Genomic DNA, 15,604 nt, shown 5'->3' on the forward strand with positions numbered 1-15,604 from the left:
TTTTGATATACAAAGTGATGTAAAGACTACGTTTAAGACTTACTAAAAGGTGGTCGGACTGGCGCACGGGTTTGATCAGCAATCACCAGAATCACACCACCCAACATGGCCCCTGCGACCCCACCAATAAACGGTGAATAGCCCAATGACTTAGCCAGTGACATGCCCAATACCGCTAAAGTGGTCGGTGAATTGCTTAAACCTAAGCCCTGCATCAACGGCTTAACTGTTTCAGGACGGCTGAACATTAAATCTTCGTCTTGGTCAAAATCTCGAAACGGCATAACTAAACTCCTGAAAAGATATAGGTGCATGAACAGAGCATCCGCTTGCTTAAACGGATACTCTGCTTCTGCTTCATTCAGGTGTTATGTATCTGAAATTATTTGCAATCTGATCGCTGATTAATTTTTAGAGTTTTGATCATAAAAAGAAATGCAATGAAATTAATCTAGTCAACCTCCCCCGGAAATCTTAGCGTCGTATAATTGCAAAAAAATATGAATATAGTTATTATTGATAATGATTATTATTTATAGTATTTCAATTATGGCAAATCTTGTTGAGCATCTTTATAAAGATCATCATCAATGGCTATATCGTTGGTTATCCAAAAAAATGCCAAATCAACAATATGCCGAAGATATAGCCCAAGATACTTTTGTCCGTTTATTAACAAAGAAAAAAACCATCACCCCTCAAGAGCCTCGCGCTTTATTACTCACTATTGCAAAAGGGATGGTCAGTAATTTTTATCGTCATCAAAAGATTGAAGAAAGTTACCTTGAATTTATTGCAAGCCTTCCAGAGGAATATGCGCCATCACCAGAAACTCAACTCATTTTATTGGGTGCTATTGTTGAACTGGATCGTCGTTTAAATGGTTTGGAGCCAACGGTAAAACAGGCATTTTTATTGACCCAGTTAGAAGGCTTGACGCAGGCGCAAGTAGCAACACAACTTAATATCTCAATTGCTACCGTGCAGCGCAATATCATCAAGGCTTTACACCAATGTTGTTTTACAGATTTAATCTAGAATATGATCTTATTTTCTTTTGATATTGTCTGATTTATGCCAAATAAATCAATTTTTCCAGAAAATCCTTCTCACATTCCTATAGAGGTGAGCCAACAGGCAACGGAGTGGTATGTGCGTTTACAAGCAGATGATGTAAGTGAACAGGAGTTTTCTGAATTTCAAACATGGTTCAAACAAGATCCACGTCACCAAGACGCATGGAGATGCCTTGAACAATTTGGGTTATCTATTGCCAATATTAAGCATCCTCTTTTACATCAAGCAATAGTAGCCGTCGAACAAAAAGAAAAAAAATTACAGCTCTACAGCCTAAAATCTATTATTTGGTTATTAGTATTTGGTACAAGTATATTTGGCTTATATCAGGCTGAGCAGCAACAACTTTGGCAACAATGGCAAGCTGACTATAAAACCAAAGTAGGTGAACAAAAGCAGATAAATTTACCCGATGGTTCACAGATTACTTTAAATACCGATACAGCAATTAATGTTAATTATAATGATTCAAAACGTCAGATTGAATTAATCAAAGGTGAAATTCAGATTGATGTAAGACATGATATACATCATCGACCATTCTTAGTTCAGAGTCGTGACGGTATCACGCAAGATGTGGGTACACGTTTTAATATTCGGCAGAATCATCACTCAACTGTACTTGCCGTAACAGAAGGTGAAGTACAGATCACCACTCATACATCAAAAGAAAAGGCAAATATTCTGGCTAATCAACAAGTCTCATTCGACCGACAGAGCATTCAAAATATCGAGCTTCTTCACTCAAAATATCGTTCATGGACCAATGGCACACTCAATGTCTATAAAATGCCACTCACAGAGTTTCTTAACGAATTTGAGCGTTATCATCATGGCAAACTACGCTACGGCAGTAGCATTGCTGGATTAGAAGTTTCGGGGGTTTTCCCAATACAGGACAGTGAAAAAGTCTTAAATTCTCTGGAGCAACAATTGCCGATTAAAGTTGAATCGGAATTTTATTACTGGAAAAAAATCTCTTTAAGCAAAAATAAAGAATAATTAATCTTAATTCAAATCAATATCTTAAAAAATAAATAATATTATTTTAATTTTTCGTGAGGCGTTTTTTATTCTCAAGGGGCATAGGTAATAAGAAATCAATTTTTTTACCTATGGGGATACATAATGAAACACACAGGATTTAAAGCAAGCTTACTCAGCATGGCTATCAGGCATAGCCTATTAGCAGCTACAGTACTCAGTGCAAATATTAGTACGGTAGCTGTTGCTGGTACTGCAAGTATACAAAATGTTCAAATTGCGTCAGGGCCACTCGCTCAAGTTGTAAATCAATTTGCGGAGCAAGCAGGTATTTTACTCACTTATGATGCCAAATTGGTTGAAGGTAAACAAAGTACAGGTTTAAAAGGATCGTATAGTTTAGATAGTGGCTTTACTACCCTACTTTCACAACATAGCTTACAACTACAAAAAACAACGAATGGCTATACGATTATGCTCAATACCGCCCCCCAAACCCAGGATGTCGGGCAATTTAAGAGCACTAATGTAACTACCGAAAAATCAGCAAATAGCAATATAACGCAATTACCAGTCATAGCCGTAAAGGCAAGTACAACAGAAGGCACTGGTTCCTACACAACAGGAAACATGAGCACTGCAACCAAACTCAAGTTATCAATACGAGAGACGCCGCAGACCATTACGATCGTGACTCGCCAGAAAATCGAGGACAAATCTTATGAAACGCTGGATCAGGCAGTTACGGACACACCAGGTCTGATTGCTAATCAGAACTTTGGCGATACACGTTATCAATATTGGTCACGCGGCCTAATCATCGACAATATGCAATATGATGGTATAGCCAACCCAGTACAGTATTATGCCCGCGATAGCGATGGCGCCGACGATATGGACATGTACGACCGAGTTGAGGTACTGCGTGGAGCATCTGGTCTTGTCACAGGTGCAGGTAACCCCTCAGGCGCCATTAACTTGATACGTAAGAAACCTCTCGATGAGAAGAAGACCACAATTACTGCAAGAGCATCCTCTTGGGGAAGTGCAAAGGCTGTCATTGATCATTCTGCGCCACTCAACACCGAAGAAACTATACGAGGTCGCATTGTAAGCTCATATAACTCAGGTCAAACTTACAAGGATGATTCGTTTAACAAAGATGGGCTCTTTTACGGTACGATCGAAGCGGATATCACAGACGATACGACCGTCAACGTAGGATATAGTTACCAGAAGCAGAAAATTGACGGTTACGATTGGGGTGGACTTCCAGTTAAAACCGATGGCTCGTTTTACAATTTTTCAGCATCGGATTTCATCGGGAATGCTTGGCAGTATGTTGACCGCGAGCAACACACCGCTTTTGTCGAATTGGAACATCGTTTCGACGAAAACTGGAAGTTGAACTTTGCTGGCCGCTCCTCTTGGTCAGAGTCAGAAATGGGGGCTTCCTTCTCAAGCTATTCTTCTTCCGATTTGTATCTCTATGACCGTCTGTTCAACTATGACAATGACGTATATGCATTCGATGCCAATCTGAACGGTTCGATCGAAGCATTTGGCCGTAATCATGATCTGGTATTTGGAGTAAATGCTAACCGCACTAATTTAACGATTTTGAATTCACTAGGCACGACAACACTCATCAGCGACCCGTTAAACTGGAACTCGTCTTCTGGCCTCAATTATTCGAATTTTACCCCCTTCAGCCAGCTACAATATAAGACTGAGCAAATTGGTGCTTATGCTGCTGGAAGGTTTTCACTTACAGACTCTCTTAAGCTAATTACGGGCGCGAGATTGTCCTGGTATGACTACGACTCTGCAACCACAATACTTTCCACAGGGAAAGTCACTGAAAATCAGATTCGGGAAACTGGTATATTTACGCCTTATGCAGGTCTCGTTTATGACATCAATCATGTACTTTCCGCCTATGCTAGCTATACCAGTATTTTCCAGCCTCAATATAATTTCGGGCGGGATGGAAGTCTACTCGACCCCATCACTGGAACGAATATTGAAATGGGCTTGAAGGGTGAGTTTTTCGATCAGCGGCTCAATGGAACATTTGCTGCTTTTCAGGTCATGAGAGACAATGTCGCCTCACAACTTTCCGATATTAGTTATTGCAACCCGACAGTCCGGGCATGTTACGAAGGTGTAGACGGAGTGCGTACACGTGGCGCCGAACTGGAACTGAGCGGCTTAATCACAGACGAGTGGCGTATGACGGGCGGCTACACGTATGCTGTTTCCAAATATGCTGAGGGTGTTTCGGCTGGAGAAAAGTTTGCTACCTATCAATATCCTGAACAGGTTTTTAAACTATTTACATCATACACCTTACCCACAGAGCAATTTACTATTGGTGGAGGGTTGAGAGCGCAAAGCAAACTCTACTATAAGACATCGGTACTGGATATTGAGCAACCAGCATATGCGGTATTTGATATGATGGCAAAGTATAACCTCAGCAAGCAGACATCTCTGCAACTCAATGTGAATAATATTTTCGACAAAGAATATTATTCGGCACTCAATACGACTGCAGGATATGGTTTCTTCATGGGTGCCCCGCGCAATTTCAAACTGACATTGAAACACTTTTTTTGATTGTTAATATATCCAGTGTGCAAATAGCATACTGGATTCCTCCAAACGGTATAACAGAGTCTGAAATAACTGTACTTACTGATTTCTGAACTAGTCAGGATATTGTTGATCAAGCGCTAATAAAATAGCAAAACATTATTTTTTATCAATTAAATATACTCACAGCTAAATCATTTAATTGACTAAGCTTACCCTTACTTTTATGATTCATGTGCTGGCCTACATTGCCAGTCGGTTTTAGCAGACCGTTTCCTAAGTACACTAAAAGATCCCTTCTTTTGGTGTGTGCCCTCGTGCTCCCCTCTGCGGTAGAACGGGAGGGGGACACCTTCGGGTGTGCTGATTCTTAGGTTCAGTCTGCTAACCCCTTTTCGTTCTGCCACCATTATTTAGCAGTGATGCGGTAGAACTTCTTAAATACCTAAGGAGTCAATCATGACTGTTTCCAATTTTCTTATCAAAAGCCATACCCCCATTACATCGCCTCTCTCTAAGCTAAAGGATCATCCTTCTTTGCTTGAGCAATGAAGATTCTTGCACGTCTGATTCTTATTCTTGGGGTAGTGATCTGGCTAAGCCCTGCTGTGATTGGCTTTGTCTTGATCATGATGATCTTTTGGCTACTGGTTTCATTCGCAGGTTGGGACAATCCACCGCGTCGCTAAAAATCACATCACTCCAATTTTTATTGCGAATCAGGCACTGATCTTCCTCTACTCAGACGAGAATCATCATGTCTATTTTATCTGCAATGCCTATTCTGGGCAGTGTCATGCTGCTTGCCGTTTCCTTGGCAGGCTGTGAAAGCAAATCCAAACGTGAGTTCAATGCAGGCTGCCAATCTGGTGGCACAGATCGCTCAACCTGTTCCTGTGTCTATGACCAACTCGAAGCTCAATACTCGCCTGCGGTCATGGAAAAGCTGGGGGATCAAAACCTCAGCAACTTTGACCTGCCACAGGACTTCGTTGAGAACATGGCGCTTGCTGCGCAGTACTGCCAATCTCGCTAAAGGAGAAAATTGTGCAAATTAAACATTATGTGATTGGGGGCTATATCGCGATTGCCCTGCTGTTTTCTTTCTACTTAAAGGGATGCAGTGACACCGCACATCAAAGCTATGCCTACAACTTAGGTAAAGCTGTGGTTTGGCCGATCTCGATGTTCAACTGAGTTTAGCTTGTCATCCACCACCCACTATTTTTAAAACAATCTGGGGATTTTTTAATATGAACACTTTGATAAAAACAGTTTTTCACAGCAGTGCCTTGTTGGCCTGTTTATTCACCGCAAGCGTCAGTCATGCTGATGTAAAAAGCATGACGCAAATTTATAACAACCCACAAAGTGCGCCTAAAGTTCAGCGCTGCAAAGGTAATCAGAACTGCAATGCCTTTCATGCGCTCTCTAAGCAATGGCAATCCATTCCTGAGAATTTCAAAATCAGCGGAATAAAGTTAAAGCCATATGCCAAATCGGGTGATGGTTATGGGCTTTGGAAAGGCTTCACACTGAATAGCACTCGTGCCGTAGCCTTCTCGGATGCAGGTGATGCTGTGTTTTACAGTGGTGGGAGTAGTTCCGCAGCCGATGAGCGTATCTTTGCGCAAGGCTTAGCGGTTTTACTTTATCTAGAAAATAAAAAATAACAGGACCATGACATGAAAAAAATCTTTCTTGCACTCAGCCTTATGGCATTCGCCCCTCTTACTCTAGCTAAAGCAACCCAAGTCACCGTTGTCGTTCAAAAGATTGAAGGTTTTGGGGAATCAGGTGACGCCTTTACTTTTAAAGCCAAATCAGGCAAGCGCTATATGGTGTACAACGCAGGTGGTGCAAGCCCGATCAAAGGTGAAGCTTTAATTCAACAGTCAGCGAAATCTAAGCAGAAGATTTGTTTAGAACTCGATGCTTATTCAAATGCACCTCAAATGGTCGATGCTGTAAAGAAAGGCGCATGTAAATAACCCGAGTCTGGCCTCTGACCAAACAGCTTGATTAAAGGTCTGAGGCTTCAAGCTTCACTTTTGAATAATGGACAGTCCGATGCATCTTTTTAAAACATGTTTACTGGCAAGCCTCATATTCACATTATGCGCTTGTCAGGATAAAGCTGCTGAATCTAACTCAGCAAACAGCTCTACTGCTGCCTCTGACCCTGAGTTAGAAGCCGTACTCAATACGCCAGTCAGTGAAATCGATGAAGCAAGCGTTGCACATTGGATGACTGAAGAAACTAAAACTGTAGATGAAGAGATGGTTGAACCTGAAACTCAGCATGAGGAAGAATTTGAACTACGTGTCTACCGTGAAGAATCCCAAGGGACCATGACCGGCTACAGCGATAAGATTGATATTCTCTCGCTCAACGATCACCCGACAACCATTAAAAGTGTAGTGGTCAATCGGGGAAATTGTCGAGTGATTAGTTTGTATGATCACCAAAATATGCGCTACGGTTCGGTTGCTCTCGCATATCCGCGTTGCAATGCAGCACATATTCGGGAAGTCAGTGTGAATACCAATTCAGGCACTTACACCTATAAGTTTCATTAATGACTATGCAGAGCCTCAAGGGGTTCTGCATAAGCTGACCTATTAGTTTGATTCAATGACTTTACGCGCTGCTGAATCCTTACACTTGCGCCTCCAACTCACATCATAAACACCTTTGCCAAATGTACGCATACCCTTGGTCCTCACCCGTAGATATTGATCTTCTTTTTCAGGGTTCACTAGATACATCGCAGCGTTAATTGCATTATCGACTTGCAATATATTATTACGGCAAATCATACCGATACCTAATGAGCCTTGCTGTTCAAATCTCCTTTTATATTCTGGCGTATTGGATAGAAAGAAATAGCCTTTCTCATCTGTGATCTTTTTCCAACACATGCCAACTTGCATACCTAAGCCATAGTCAGACTGATGTTTATGCCCATCGTAGATTAATAACACATGACAGTGATAACCTTTCTTTTCCCCTTGCTCAACGGCCCATGCATAACCATGTAGGTTATTAAAGCAAGTATCCTTATTCTGCATTCTGTTGATAAAGGTTTTTAGATATTGATGAAAGACCTCAATATTCACCTCATGCTGAAATTCCTGCTGAATAGATAAATCAACTCTGACAAACAGCAACTTTGAATAGTGCCAGATCAAATCTTTTAAATACTCCTTCAGACTATTCTTATTCTTATGTTCTTGTACCTTTAAAGACTGCAACTCCCACCGCACATTAATACCATCATATTGAGCTTTATCTGTTAGGGTGAGAAGTTCTCCTTTGGGTACATGATCAATATCATAGGTGTCCGCTAAAAGGTCTAAGTCAGAGACCATTTTCTGGAATAACATCACACTATGACTGTATTTTAAATTAGGTCGATAGATGGACTTAAATAGAGGTATAAGCTCTTTCAACTTTGGCCTAAAGTGAGCATTATCAAATATATAATATTCACAAACTGAGCGTATGAACGAATCTATAGCAATCAGTACTTGTGATTCATTGGTCTTACATGGTTCTAAATTCATTATTATCTCTTAAGTGATGGTTTAGTTCATATCACTCGTCTTGAATTCATCTTTTACTGACATATAGATCATATGCTAGATAGCGTTATAGGTTATTTCTTAATGATTATTAATATAATCATTATATTAACAACCCACTTAAAAAAACAAAAAAAAGAACACAATATATCTTAGGTTCCGTATAAAAATAAATAATATATTTAAAAAAACAAGCTAAGGTTAATTGAAAATATGCCTAATTAAAATTTAATTAAACTAAACCCTGCTTAAACCGATATTTCTATAATAATTTTGTTATTTTGGTGAAATATCCAAATATAACAAGCTGAGCTACGTTTCAGGTGTTGAAGGTTCTGTTTTAAACAATTTCCCATATATTGATTTTAATTTTAGCAAAAAACATCAGTGATGCTAATAATTAGACAATATCTAATCTAACATAAGGATTAGAGTTGTGGGTTAGTGTGTTAACTTAACTTATTACCCCAGTCTTTTCTTTTTCTCAAGTAGACACACTATCAAGATACAAGCTAGCCAGATCAGACCAGAAACAAAAAAAATAACTACATCTTATTGTTTTTATTTTATTTTTAATGTTAAGAAAATACTAATATATCCCTATTATTCTGTAAATAATACTCTAGTTTATTGTTGAAATATTTTAAATATATCACTTATAATACTACAAATAATTCTACATGGTGATCTACATGGCTGTACATAATGGAAGTAATAACAGGCTACGATATAAAGATGAATTCGGTTTCACAAATAGAGATATCAATTGGATTTGGAGCACATATCAGCTTTACCTATACAATCCTTTGACTGGAAAAAATTCTATACATCAAAAAAGTGAAATTATAAAATATTATATTAACTCGCAACAAAATAAAGATTACGTCTTAAACAAGATACTAATAGACAAGGATAACCAATTAGTAAATGAAAATGAATTTAAATGGATATCAGAAACAAATTACAGATTAATAATATCACTTATAAATATAATAATTAAAAAATACAATATAAACCAAACAAACATATCAACAACCCAAAACTATGAATATTTTATAAATATTTTTGACTGCATAAACCTAAATAAGGATGAAAAAATATACTTATTAAATGACTTAAAATCCATTTGGTCGAATACTGAATTAAATGAAAATGATGTAAACTGGTTAACCCCACTGGATCAAGGTCAGATAATCTGGGCTTGGAAATATTTAGAAAAAAATAATAAACTTGGATATTTTCCAACATCTCCAGTATCGATTATTGAAAGGCATCAATTTATATGTGCTTTTTTAGATTTAATTAGTATCTTCAATGGACAGGATTCAAAAGAATTATTCCTATACAAAATGAAAAAAACATGGTCTCAGAAAAAATATAGAGATAATGATAGAATTAAAAAACCTTACCATTTACCTTTAAGCAAGGATAGCCACAATAAGCTTACACATTTATGTGAAATATTTAATAAATCTCAGTCAGATGTTTTAGAGTTTACTATTAATAAGATATATAATGATTACACCAAAGACAATGAAGGAAAAAATAAGTTTAATTAAAATACTTTAGTTTTTCCATATTAATAATCTTCAATTATTTCCCTGAGTATATTTGGTTGCCTTCTTATTAAGTTCTTAATAATTTCAGGTTGATAATCTGTATTAAATGCTAATTCATTTTTTAATACTAATGAATGATCATCCATTTTCAGGGCTTCATTTAACTCGCGACATCGTACTTTTAGTTCAATAATTCGATTACGGTAGGTCTGATGGCGAGTATTAGTTCGGATTACGCCCGGCTCATAGCGGGGTGGATTCTTTTTATATTCATCAAACTCTAACTGAATAGACTCCAGCTGATTACTTTTTTCTACCAATTGAATTGAAATCCACTCCTTATCAAAAAGCTTTAACTTTTCCACAAGTTCTGGAAGCGTACTCTCAACAGCTACATTCAAATTTTTCCATTTACCATGCTCTTTAGCTTTATCCAGCATAAAATTAAAAATAAATTCTTGTTTTTTATAGAGACCTTTTGAATATCTTTTTTCTATGGCTCTTATTCCCCTAATTCTGCTCATCAATTTTTTACTAAATAAAAGATCAACTTTCATTGCCGCATAATCATGAAGTAAATTCTGATATATGCTTTTTATTTCTTTTTCTGAAATTTCATTAAACTCTTCTTTTAACTTTAACAGCCTCTCTAAAATTCTTAAAAAACAAAGATTAGAATAGATAACGCTATCTCTCTCAACTGGGTATGCTTGAGTCATAATTTGTATGATTTTTTGTATCTCAGAGTCTGTCAATGGTCTAACAGGTACAAATACATGTTTAATATCAAGTTCATCAAGTAAAGGGGCATTTACATCAAATTCAGACCCAGACTTTGTACAATAATTAAAGAACCCATGACAAACCTCTAAAATAAAGTCTGATAATTCAGAAATCTCAACATAAGCCATAAAACACCTTTTAAACTTAATATATAACTATCAATAACTTAAATTATAGAATCAAAAAGTATTTTTTTACTTTACTACAATTATTTATTTCAAACAGCTGAATTCCTATCATAAAGACATACAACTTAGAAAACATATAGGTCCATTTAATGGGAACAAATTTGAAGTTCAAGACAGAAGACTACTTGTTTATGAAATATCGCGGCATGGCTGTTGAACTGATGGATATAGTTGGAGACTATTACCCTCACCTTAGTAAAGCTGAAGCATTGAGAAAGGCAAATAATCAGGAATTCCCTTTCTCCGTGTTTAAAATTGATCAAAGTAAACGTGCACCATTTTTGGTACACGTTAAAGACTTAGCAGATATTTTAGATAAACAGTATTCGGAAGCTTTAAAAGATTTTGCTACGTTTCATCGATGAGGCGTAGCACTTCATCCAACTGCATAACATTCCTTCTTGCTTTAACTGACACATAGCGCTGTAAACTACTCCAAGAATCATGCAGGCTTACTTTCTGAATTTCTGGAATAGTAAAACTCTGTTCAGCTAGTCGAGTACAACCCTCATGCCTCAAGTCGTGAAAGCGTAAATCATCAATATCCAACATTCTGCATGCTTCCCTAAACTCTTTACCTAAGCTTTTAGGATTCAATGGCAGCAGCAAGTTTTCATCATACCCAAGCATCAACATCCGTTCACGAACTTCTGACTGCTCTAATCTCTTAACCATTTCCTTACAAGGATCAAGAACATCAAATGATTTATGATTTCCCTTAGAGCCATTTGGATTCTTTAGATCATGCACTTTCCATGTTGAGTGATGTGAATCGTAATCCCGAAGATATAAACGAGTTAATTCAGCTTCTCTTCTGCATGACGAAATAGCAAACCACATAATCAAATGCATTGGATACTTAGAACCGTAACGGTTTAGCTTCCATCGCTCTGTAAAATACTTCGTCAATGCAATCAACTCATCCCTTGAAGGAAGTCGGTCTCTTTTTTGACTAGAGGATATTTGACGTGTTTTTCTTAACTGAGCTGTAGCCTTATCAAAACCATTTAAATCGATATCCATTTCCCACATAACAGCAGCATGAGAAAGTACACCACGGATATGTAAAAGCTCATGTTGCTGAGTACTAGTTGCGATTGGCTCAAGTTTGAGATGAGGGACTCCTCCCTTCCTTAATGCAACATGCTCAGCCAAATGTACTGATTTTATTTTTGTGATAATATTACGCGCAATTGGTAGCTTCTTAATTAAGAGCAGAGAATAGCGTTTCGTCCTTCCGTACTCGCTCCCGACTTCATCCAAATATTTATCTATGGCATCTGATAAGGTCAGATCAATCAGCTTTTCTTTGCCAAGCAAAATATCAGGATTTTCTTGAATTTCGACTTCTCGTTTCTTAACCCAGTTTTCGGCTAACTTCTTTGAGTGAAATGTTTTACTTTCAGAGAAAGTAGGAAAGCCCTTTCGATTAACTCGAATCGCAGCACGATAGTTAACTTTACCATCTGCACCTTTCCTTGCTGTAATTGACCCCATAATTTACACCATAACTCGTTTTCTTGATTATGGTGTAAAATTTGGTGTAAATGCAAACCGATTAACCCACCTAAACACCGGTTAAAACAGATTCGCGCAGGTTGCGAAATACAGATTAAAGGTATGATTTTTAATGACTATTGTCAAAAACATTGAAAACACTCAATCTCCGCGAATCAGCGTAGCCCCGATGATGGATTGGACCACAAAAGACTATCGTTTTTTTGCCCGTTTATTTAATCCAAACGTAATTTTATACACCGAAATGGTCACTACAGGTGCCATTCTATTTGGTGGTGCAAATCGTCATTTAGACTATAACAATGAAGAGCACCCAATTGTTTTACAACTTGGCGGCTCAAATCCTAAAGACTTAGCTACATGTACCAAAATGGCTCAAGACTGGGGCTATGACGAAGTTAACCTCAATGTTGGCTGTCCAAGTGACCGTGTACAAAACAATAAAATTGGTGCATGTCTTATGGCAGAGCCAGACCTCGTCGCAGAATGTATCGCTGAAATGCGCCATGCTGTGGATATTCCCGTGACCGTGAAACACCGTATCGGCATTGATGACATGCATTCTTATGAAGAAATGCTACATTTTGTTGATACCGTTGCCAAAACGGGTTGTGATAATTTCATCGTACACGCACGTATTGCCTTGCTTCAGGGACTTTCTCCGAAAGAAAACCGTGAAGTGCCCCCCCTACGCTATGAAGATGTCTATCGTTTAAAGCAAGAGCGTCCAAATCTATTGATTGAGATTAATGGCGGGGTCAAAACCTTTGCAGAAACGCAAGAGCATCTCAAACATGTGGATGGTGTAATGATCGGACGTGAGGCATATCACAATCCCTACTTTCTGGCTGAACTTGGTCAGTTGTGGAATTTAGAACTTCCAGACCGCTTTGACATTATCAATCAAATGCTGCCGTATATTGCCCAGCGTATGGCTGAGGGTGCTCCGTTATCAATTATCACTCGTCACATTTTAGGTTTATTTCAAAACCTTCCGGGTGCTCGCAAATGGCGTCAGGCCTTAAGTGGTGGTAATGCTAAGACTTTTGCTGATGTGGAAAATGCAATTCTCAACATTAAAGACGCGATGCAACGCACCGAAGATTATTTAAAAGAACACACTCTAGCTTAGTAATTTAGAATATTAATCTAAAAGAAAAAAGCGAAGCATCTGCTTCGCTTTTTTCTTTTATAGTCTGATACAAGGCTTTACTAAAGAACGTTTTCAATATTGGTCACACACACATTTCATTTTAAATTCATTAGGTGATTAACCCGTAAATTTACTCAGAGCGCGCCAGTATTTATCTTTGAACAGGCTGACTTCTATTTCAAAGTTGTCTTTATATTTTTCAATCACTTGATCAATGACTTTAGATGGCTTCCTAAACTCTTTACACACAAAATACATGGTTCTTAAGTGATTACCCGTTTCACGTCCTATATTTAAATAGCCATCCACATCTTTCAACTCTTGCAATAATTCGTCTTCAATCAGATTCAGCAACTCATAATCTGTAGAAGCAGGCATACCATTTGAATGATGACCATCATAGGAGATTTCAATCAGCATCATCCACGGATGTGAGGCTTTTTGATCCCATGTTAAAAGTGTACGATTTAGAGTTGCCAGCAAAGGTAGGCCTTCATTGGTTTCGCCTTCCAAACTAACAAATTCATCGGCATCTGTATTTGAACGGGTAATTTTGTCTAATCTTGAAATTTCACTACTTTTTAAAATTAAAATGTTTTTGAGCAAGTTAATCGGTAGCAATTCTTTTTCGGCATCTTGTTTAGACTGGACAGAAACATTGTCCAATTTGGTGACCGCATCATACTCGCCCAAATAATTATCGAGAAAAATATACACAGCCTGTAAAAATGCATCTTTTTCAGCGACATTATATTCATCATGTACCACAACCAGATCAATCTCATCGGGATATTCAGCTTGCTGGTTAAAATAAAAAGACAAAGTCTCCTGACTAAACTCATAACCATGCATATTAATCCCAACACGTTCAATATCACTTTCAGGTTTAAGCGCAGTGAACTTCCACCCTGCAATCTCAGGTGCAGCCACAATCAACTCTTCCACAAAAACAATATTTGGAATGATGCCATCAGGGGTAAGAATTAATTCAGCTGTTTGTGGGGTTAACATGCCCGTCAGAAAAAAGATACCGCTATGGACTTTTTCCAATTCAGGCGTCAGTCGATCAAAGAAATCTCGCTCGATTTCAGTTTTACTGCCTTGATCCACAATGTGGTGAAAATGCTGTTGATGCTGCTGAAACCATTGCCAAAATGCAGTATATACATTTTCATTCGCAGGCATTTTTTGCTTTTGAGAACCCCATAATTTTTTTAAAAAACTCATTTTTCTTTTCTCTTTTTTCTATTGATTTCAATATTTTTTGTGGTCTATGGACTGTATCAATATATCGATTTATACAGTCCAATTAAACCTAAAACAGTCTTATTGTTTCGCTTTCATTCCATCTAATTTTTTCAGCACTTCCGCGACTGCCACCATCGCAAAGCTTGAAGTCACTACCACCGCAGAACCATAGCCACCACAGCGTAGGCCTGCACTTGGACACACATCTGCACTGGAAAATGGATTATCAATCGAATAGACACAGCTAATGCCAAACTTTTCTTTTGGTTTTTTACAAATCCCCATTCCACGCAACTGGGTTCGAAGTTTTGCTAACATTGGATCTTGTTCGGTTTTAGACAGATCAGCCACTCGGATTTTCAATGGGTCGAGCTTGCCCCCCGCTCCCCCTGAAACAATCAATGGGATCTTATTAAAACGACAGTGCAACATCAGTGCTAATTTAGCTTTGACGTCATCAATACAATCTAAAATTAAGTCTGGTCGATGTTCTAAAATTTCTTTGACGTTTTCTGGAGTCAAATAGTCATCAATCACATTCACTTTCATTCTTGGATTGATCTGACGGCAACGCTCCGCCATGACTTCGATTTTTTCTTGTCCAAGTGTCGAACTCAGCGCAGGCAATTGACGGTTAATATTCGAAGCCGCAATCGAATCCATATCAACCAGTGTTAATTCGCCGACGCCTGTACGCGCTAAAGCCTCGACTGCCCACGAACCCACACCACCAATCCCGATCACCATCACATGACTTTTTTCATAATATGAAAAGGCCTCGTCTCCATAAATTTTGGCTACACCAGCAAAACGGCGGTCATATTCATCATGTTGCAGATCAGTCATGCGTACATCTATATCGGTAAAATCGTGTTCATTTTACCTGAATACGACCGTGGATTACATGCAGGCTG

The 15,604-nt window shown here is 38.2% G+C and carries 18 protein-coding genes; 12 read left to right on the forward strand and 6 right to left on the reverse strand.

The window, feature by feature from the left end:
• Positions 1-32: 32 nt before the first annotated feature.
• Complete coding sequence (locus B9T36_RS13060; RefSeq protein WP_086210017.1) at positions 33-248, reverse strand: hypothetical protein; 216 nt, start codon at positions 246-248, stop codon at positions 33-35.
• A gap of 301 nt (positions 249-549) precedes the next feature.
• On the opposite strand from B9T36_RS13060, the gene B9T36_RS13065 reads away from it, so the two are divergent.
• From B9T36_RS13065 to B9T36_RS13100, 9 genes are all read left to right on the forward strand, one after another.
• Complete coding sequence (locus B9T36_RS13065; RefSeq protein WP_086210018.1) at positions 550-1,038, forward strand: sigma-70 family RNA polymerase sigma factor; 489 nt, start codon at positions 550-552, stop codon at positions 1,036-1,038.
• A 36-nt stretch (positions 1,039-1,074) separates the two neighbouring features.
• Positions 1,075-2,079, forward strand: coding sequence for a FecR family protein (locus B9T36_RS13070; RefSeq protein ID WP_086209903.1), 1,005 nt, complete (start codon positions 1,075-1,077; stop codon positions 2,077-2,079).
• A 126-nt stretch (positions 2,080-2,205) separates the two neighbouring features.
• The gene (locus B9T36_RS13075; RefSeq protein WP_086209904.1) at positions 2,206-4,680 is read left to right on the forward strand and encodes a TonB-dependent siderophore receptor; all 2,475 of its coding nucleotides are present in this window, start codon (positions 2,206-2,208) and stop codon (positions 4,678-4,680) included.
• Positions 4,681-5,204: 524 nt separating this feature from the next.
• Positions 5,205-5,345, forward strand: a complete 141-nt coding sequence (locus tag B9T36_RS19090) for a hypothetical protein (RefSeq protein ID WP_171264473.1) — start codon at positions 5,205-5,207, stop codon at positions 5,343-5,345.
• Between the two features lie 68 nt (positions 5,346-5,413).
• The gene (locus B9T36_RS13085) at positions 5,414-5,692 is read left to right on the forward strand and encodes a hypothetical protein (protein ID WP_086209905.1); all 279 of its coding nucleotides are present in this window, start codon (positions 5,414-5,416) and stop codon (positions 5,690-5,692) included.
• An 11-nt stretch (positions 5,693-5,703) separates the two neighbouring features.
• The gene (locus B9T36_RS19095; protein ID WP_171264474.1) at positions 5,704-5,853 is read left to right on the forward strand and encodes a hypothetical protein; all 150 of its coding nucleotides are present in this window, start codon (positions 5,704-5,706) and stop codon (positions 5,851-5,853) included.
• Positions 5,854-5,909: 56 nt separating this feature from the next.
• Positions 5,910-6,329 (forward strand): hypothetical protein, encoded by a 420-nt coding sequence (locus B9T36_RS13090; protein WP_086209906.1) that lies wholly within the window; start codon positions 5,910-5,912, stop codon positions 6,327-6,329.
• Positions 6,330-6,341: 12 nt separating this feature from the next.
• Positions 6,342-6,647, forward strand: a complete 306-nt coding sequence (locus B9T36_RS13095; protein ID WP_086209907.1) for a hypothetical protein — start codon at positions 6,342-6,344, stop codon at positions 6,645-6,647.
• A 79-nt stretch (positions 6,648-6,726) separates the two neighbouring features.
• Entirely contained in the window at positions 6,727-7,236 is a 510-nt protein-coding gene (locus B9T36_RS13100) for a hypothetical protein (protein ID WP_086209908.1), read from the forward strand.
• 42 nt (positions 7,237-7,278) lie between these two features.
• On the opposite strand, the gene B9T36_RS13105 is transcribed toward B9T36_RS13100, so the two are convergent.
• Positions 7,279-8,223 (reverse strand): YagK/YfjJ domain-containing protein, encoded by a 945-nt coding sequence (locus B9T36_RS13105; protein WP_086209909.1) that lies wholly within the window; start codon positions 8,221-8,223, stop codon positions 7,279-7,281.
• 710 nt (positions 8,224-8,933) lie between these two features.
• On the opposite strand from B9T36_RS13105, the gene B9T36_RS13110 reads away from it, so the two are divergent.
• A complete protein-coding gene (locus B9T36_RS13110) occupies positions 8,934-9,800 on the forward strand; it encodes a hypothetical protein (RefSeq protein ID WP_086209910.1) in 867 nt (288 codons plus the stop codon).
• A gap of 20 nt (positions 9,801-9,820) precedes the next feature.
• On the opposite strand, the gene B9T36_RS13115 is transcribed toward B9T36_RS13110, so the two are convergent.
• Entirely contained in the window at positions 9,821-10,711 is an 891-nt protein-coding gene (locus tag B9T36_RS13115) for a hypothetical protein (RefSeq protein WP_086209911.1), read from the reverse strand.
• Positions 10,712-10,860: 149 nt separating this feature from the next.
• On the opposite strand from B9T36_RS13115, the gene B9T36_RS13120 reads away from it, so the two are divergent.
• A complete protein-coding gene (locus B9T36_RS13120; RefSeq protein WP_086209912.1) occupies positions 10,861-11,136 on the forward strand; it encodes a pyocin activator PrtN family protein in 276 nt (91 codons plus the stop codon).
• Here B9T36_RS13120 and B9T36_RS13125 read toward each other — a convergent pair.
• Positions 11,120-12,268, reverse strand: a complete 1,149-nt coding sequence (locus B9T36_RS13125) for a site-specific integrase (protein ID WP_086209913.1) — start codon at positions 12,266-12,268, stop codon at positions 11,120-11,122. The genes B9T36_RS13120 and B9T36_RS13125 overlap by 17 nt on opposite strands.
• A gap of 133 nt (positions 12,269-12,401) precedes the next feature.
• Between B9T36_RS13125 and dusA the strand changes: the two genes are divergently transcribed.
• Positions 12,402-13,421 carry a tRNA dihydrouridine(20/20a) synthase DusA gene (dusA, locus tag B9T36_RS13130; RefSeq protein ID WP_086209914.1) on the forward strand — a complete coding sequence of 340 codons (1,020 nt, stop codon included), beginning with the start codon at positions 12,402-12,404 and terminating at the stop codon, positions 13,419-13,421.
• A gap of 138 nt (positions 13,422-13,559) precedes the next feature.
• Here the strand turns inward: dusA and B9T36_RS13135 are convergent, their stop codons facing one another.
• Together B9T36_RS13135 and B9T36_RS13140 are read right to left on the reverse strand one after the other, a co-directional pair.
• Positions 13,560-14,669, reverse strand: coding sequence for a DUF695 domain-containing protein (locus B9T36_RS13135; RefSeq protein ID WP_086209915.1), 1,110 nt, complete (start codon positions 14,667-14,669; stop codon positions 13,560-13,562).
• 99 nt (positions 14,670-14,768) lie between these two features.
• On the reverse strand, positions 14,769-15,536 hold the full coding sequence (locus B9T36_RS13140; protein WP_086209916.1) for a ThiF family adenylyltransferase: 768 nt from the start codon (positions 15,534-15,536) through the stop codon (positions 14,769-14,771).
• Positions 15,537-15,604 lie beyond the last annotated feature (68 nt).

This window comes from Acinetobacter sp. ANC 4204 (assembly GCF_002135205.1).
GTDB lineage: Bacteria > Pseudomonadota > Gammaproteobacteria > Pseudomonadales > Moraxellaceae > Acinetobacter.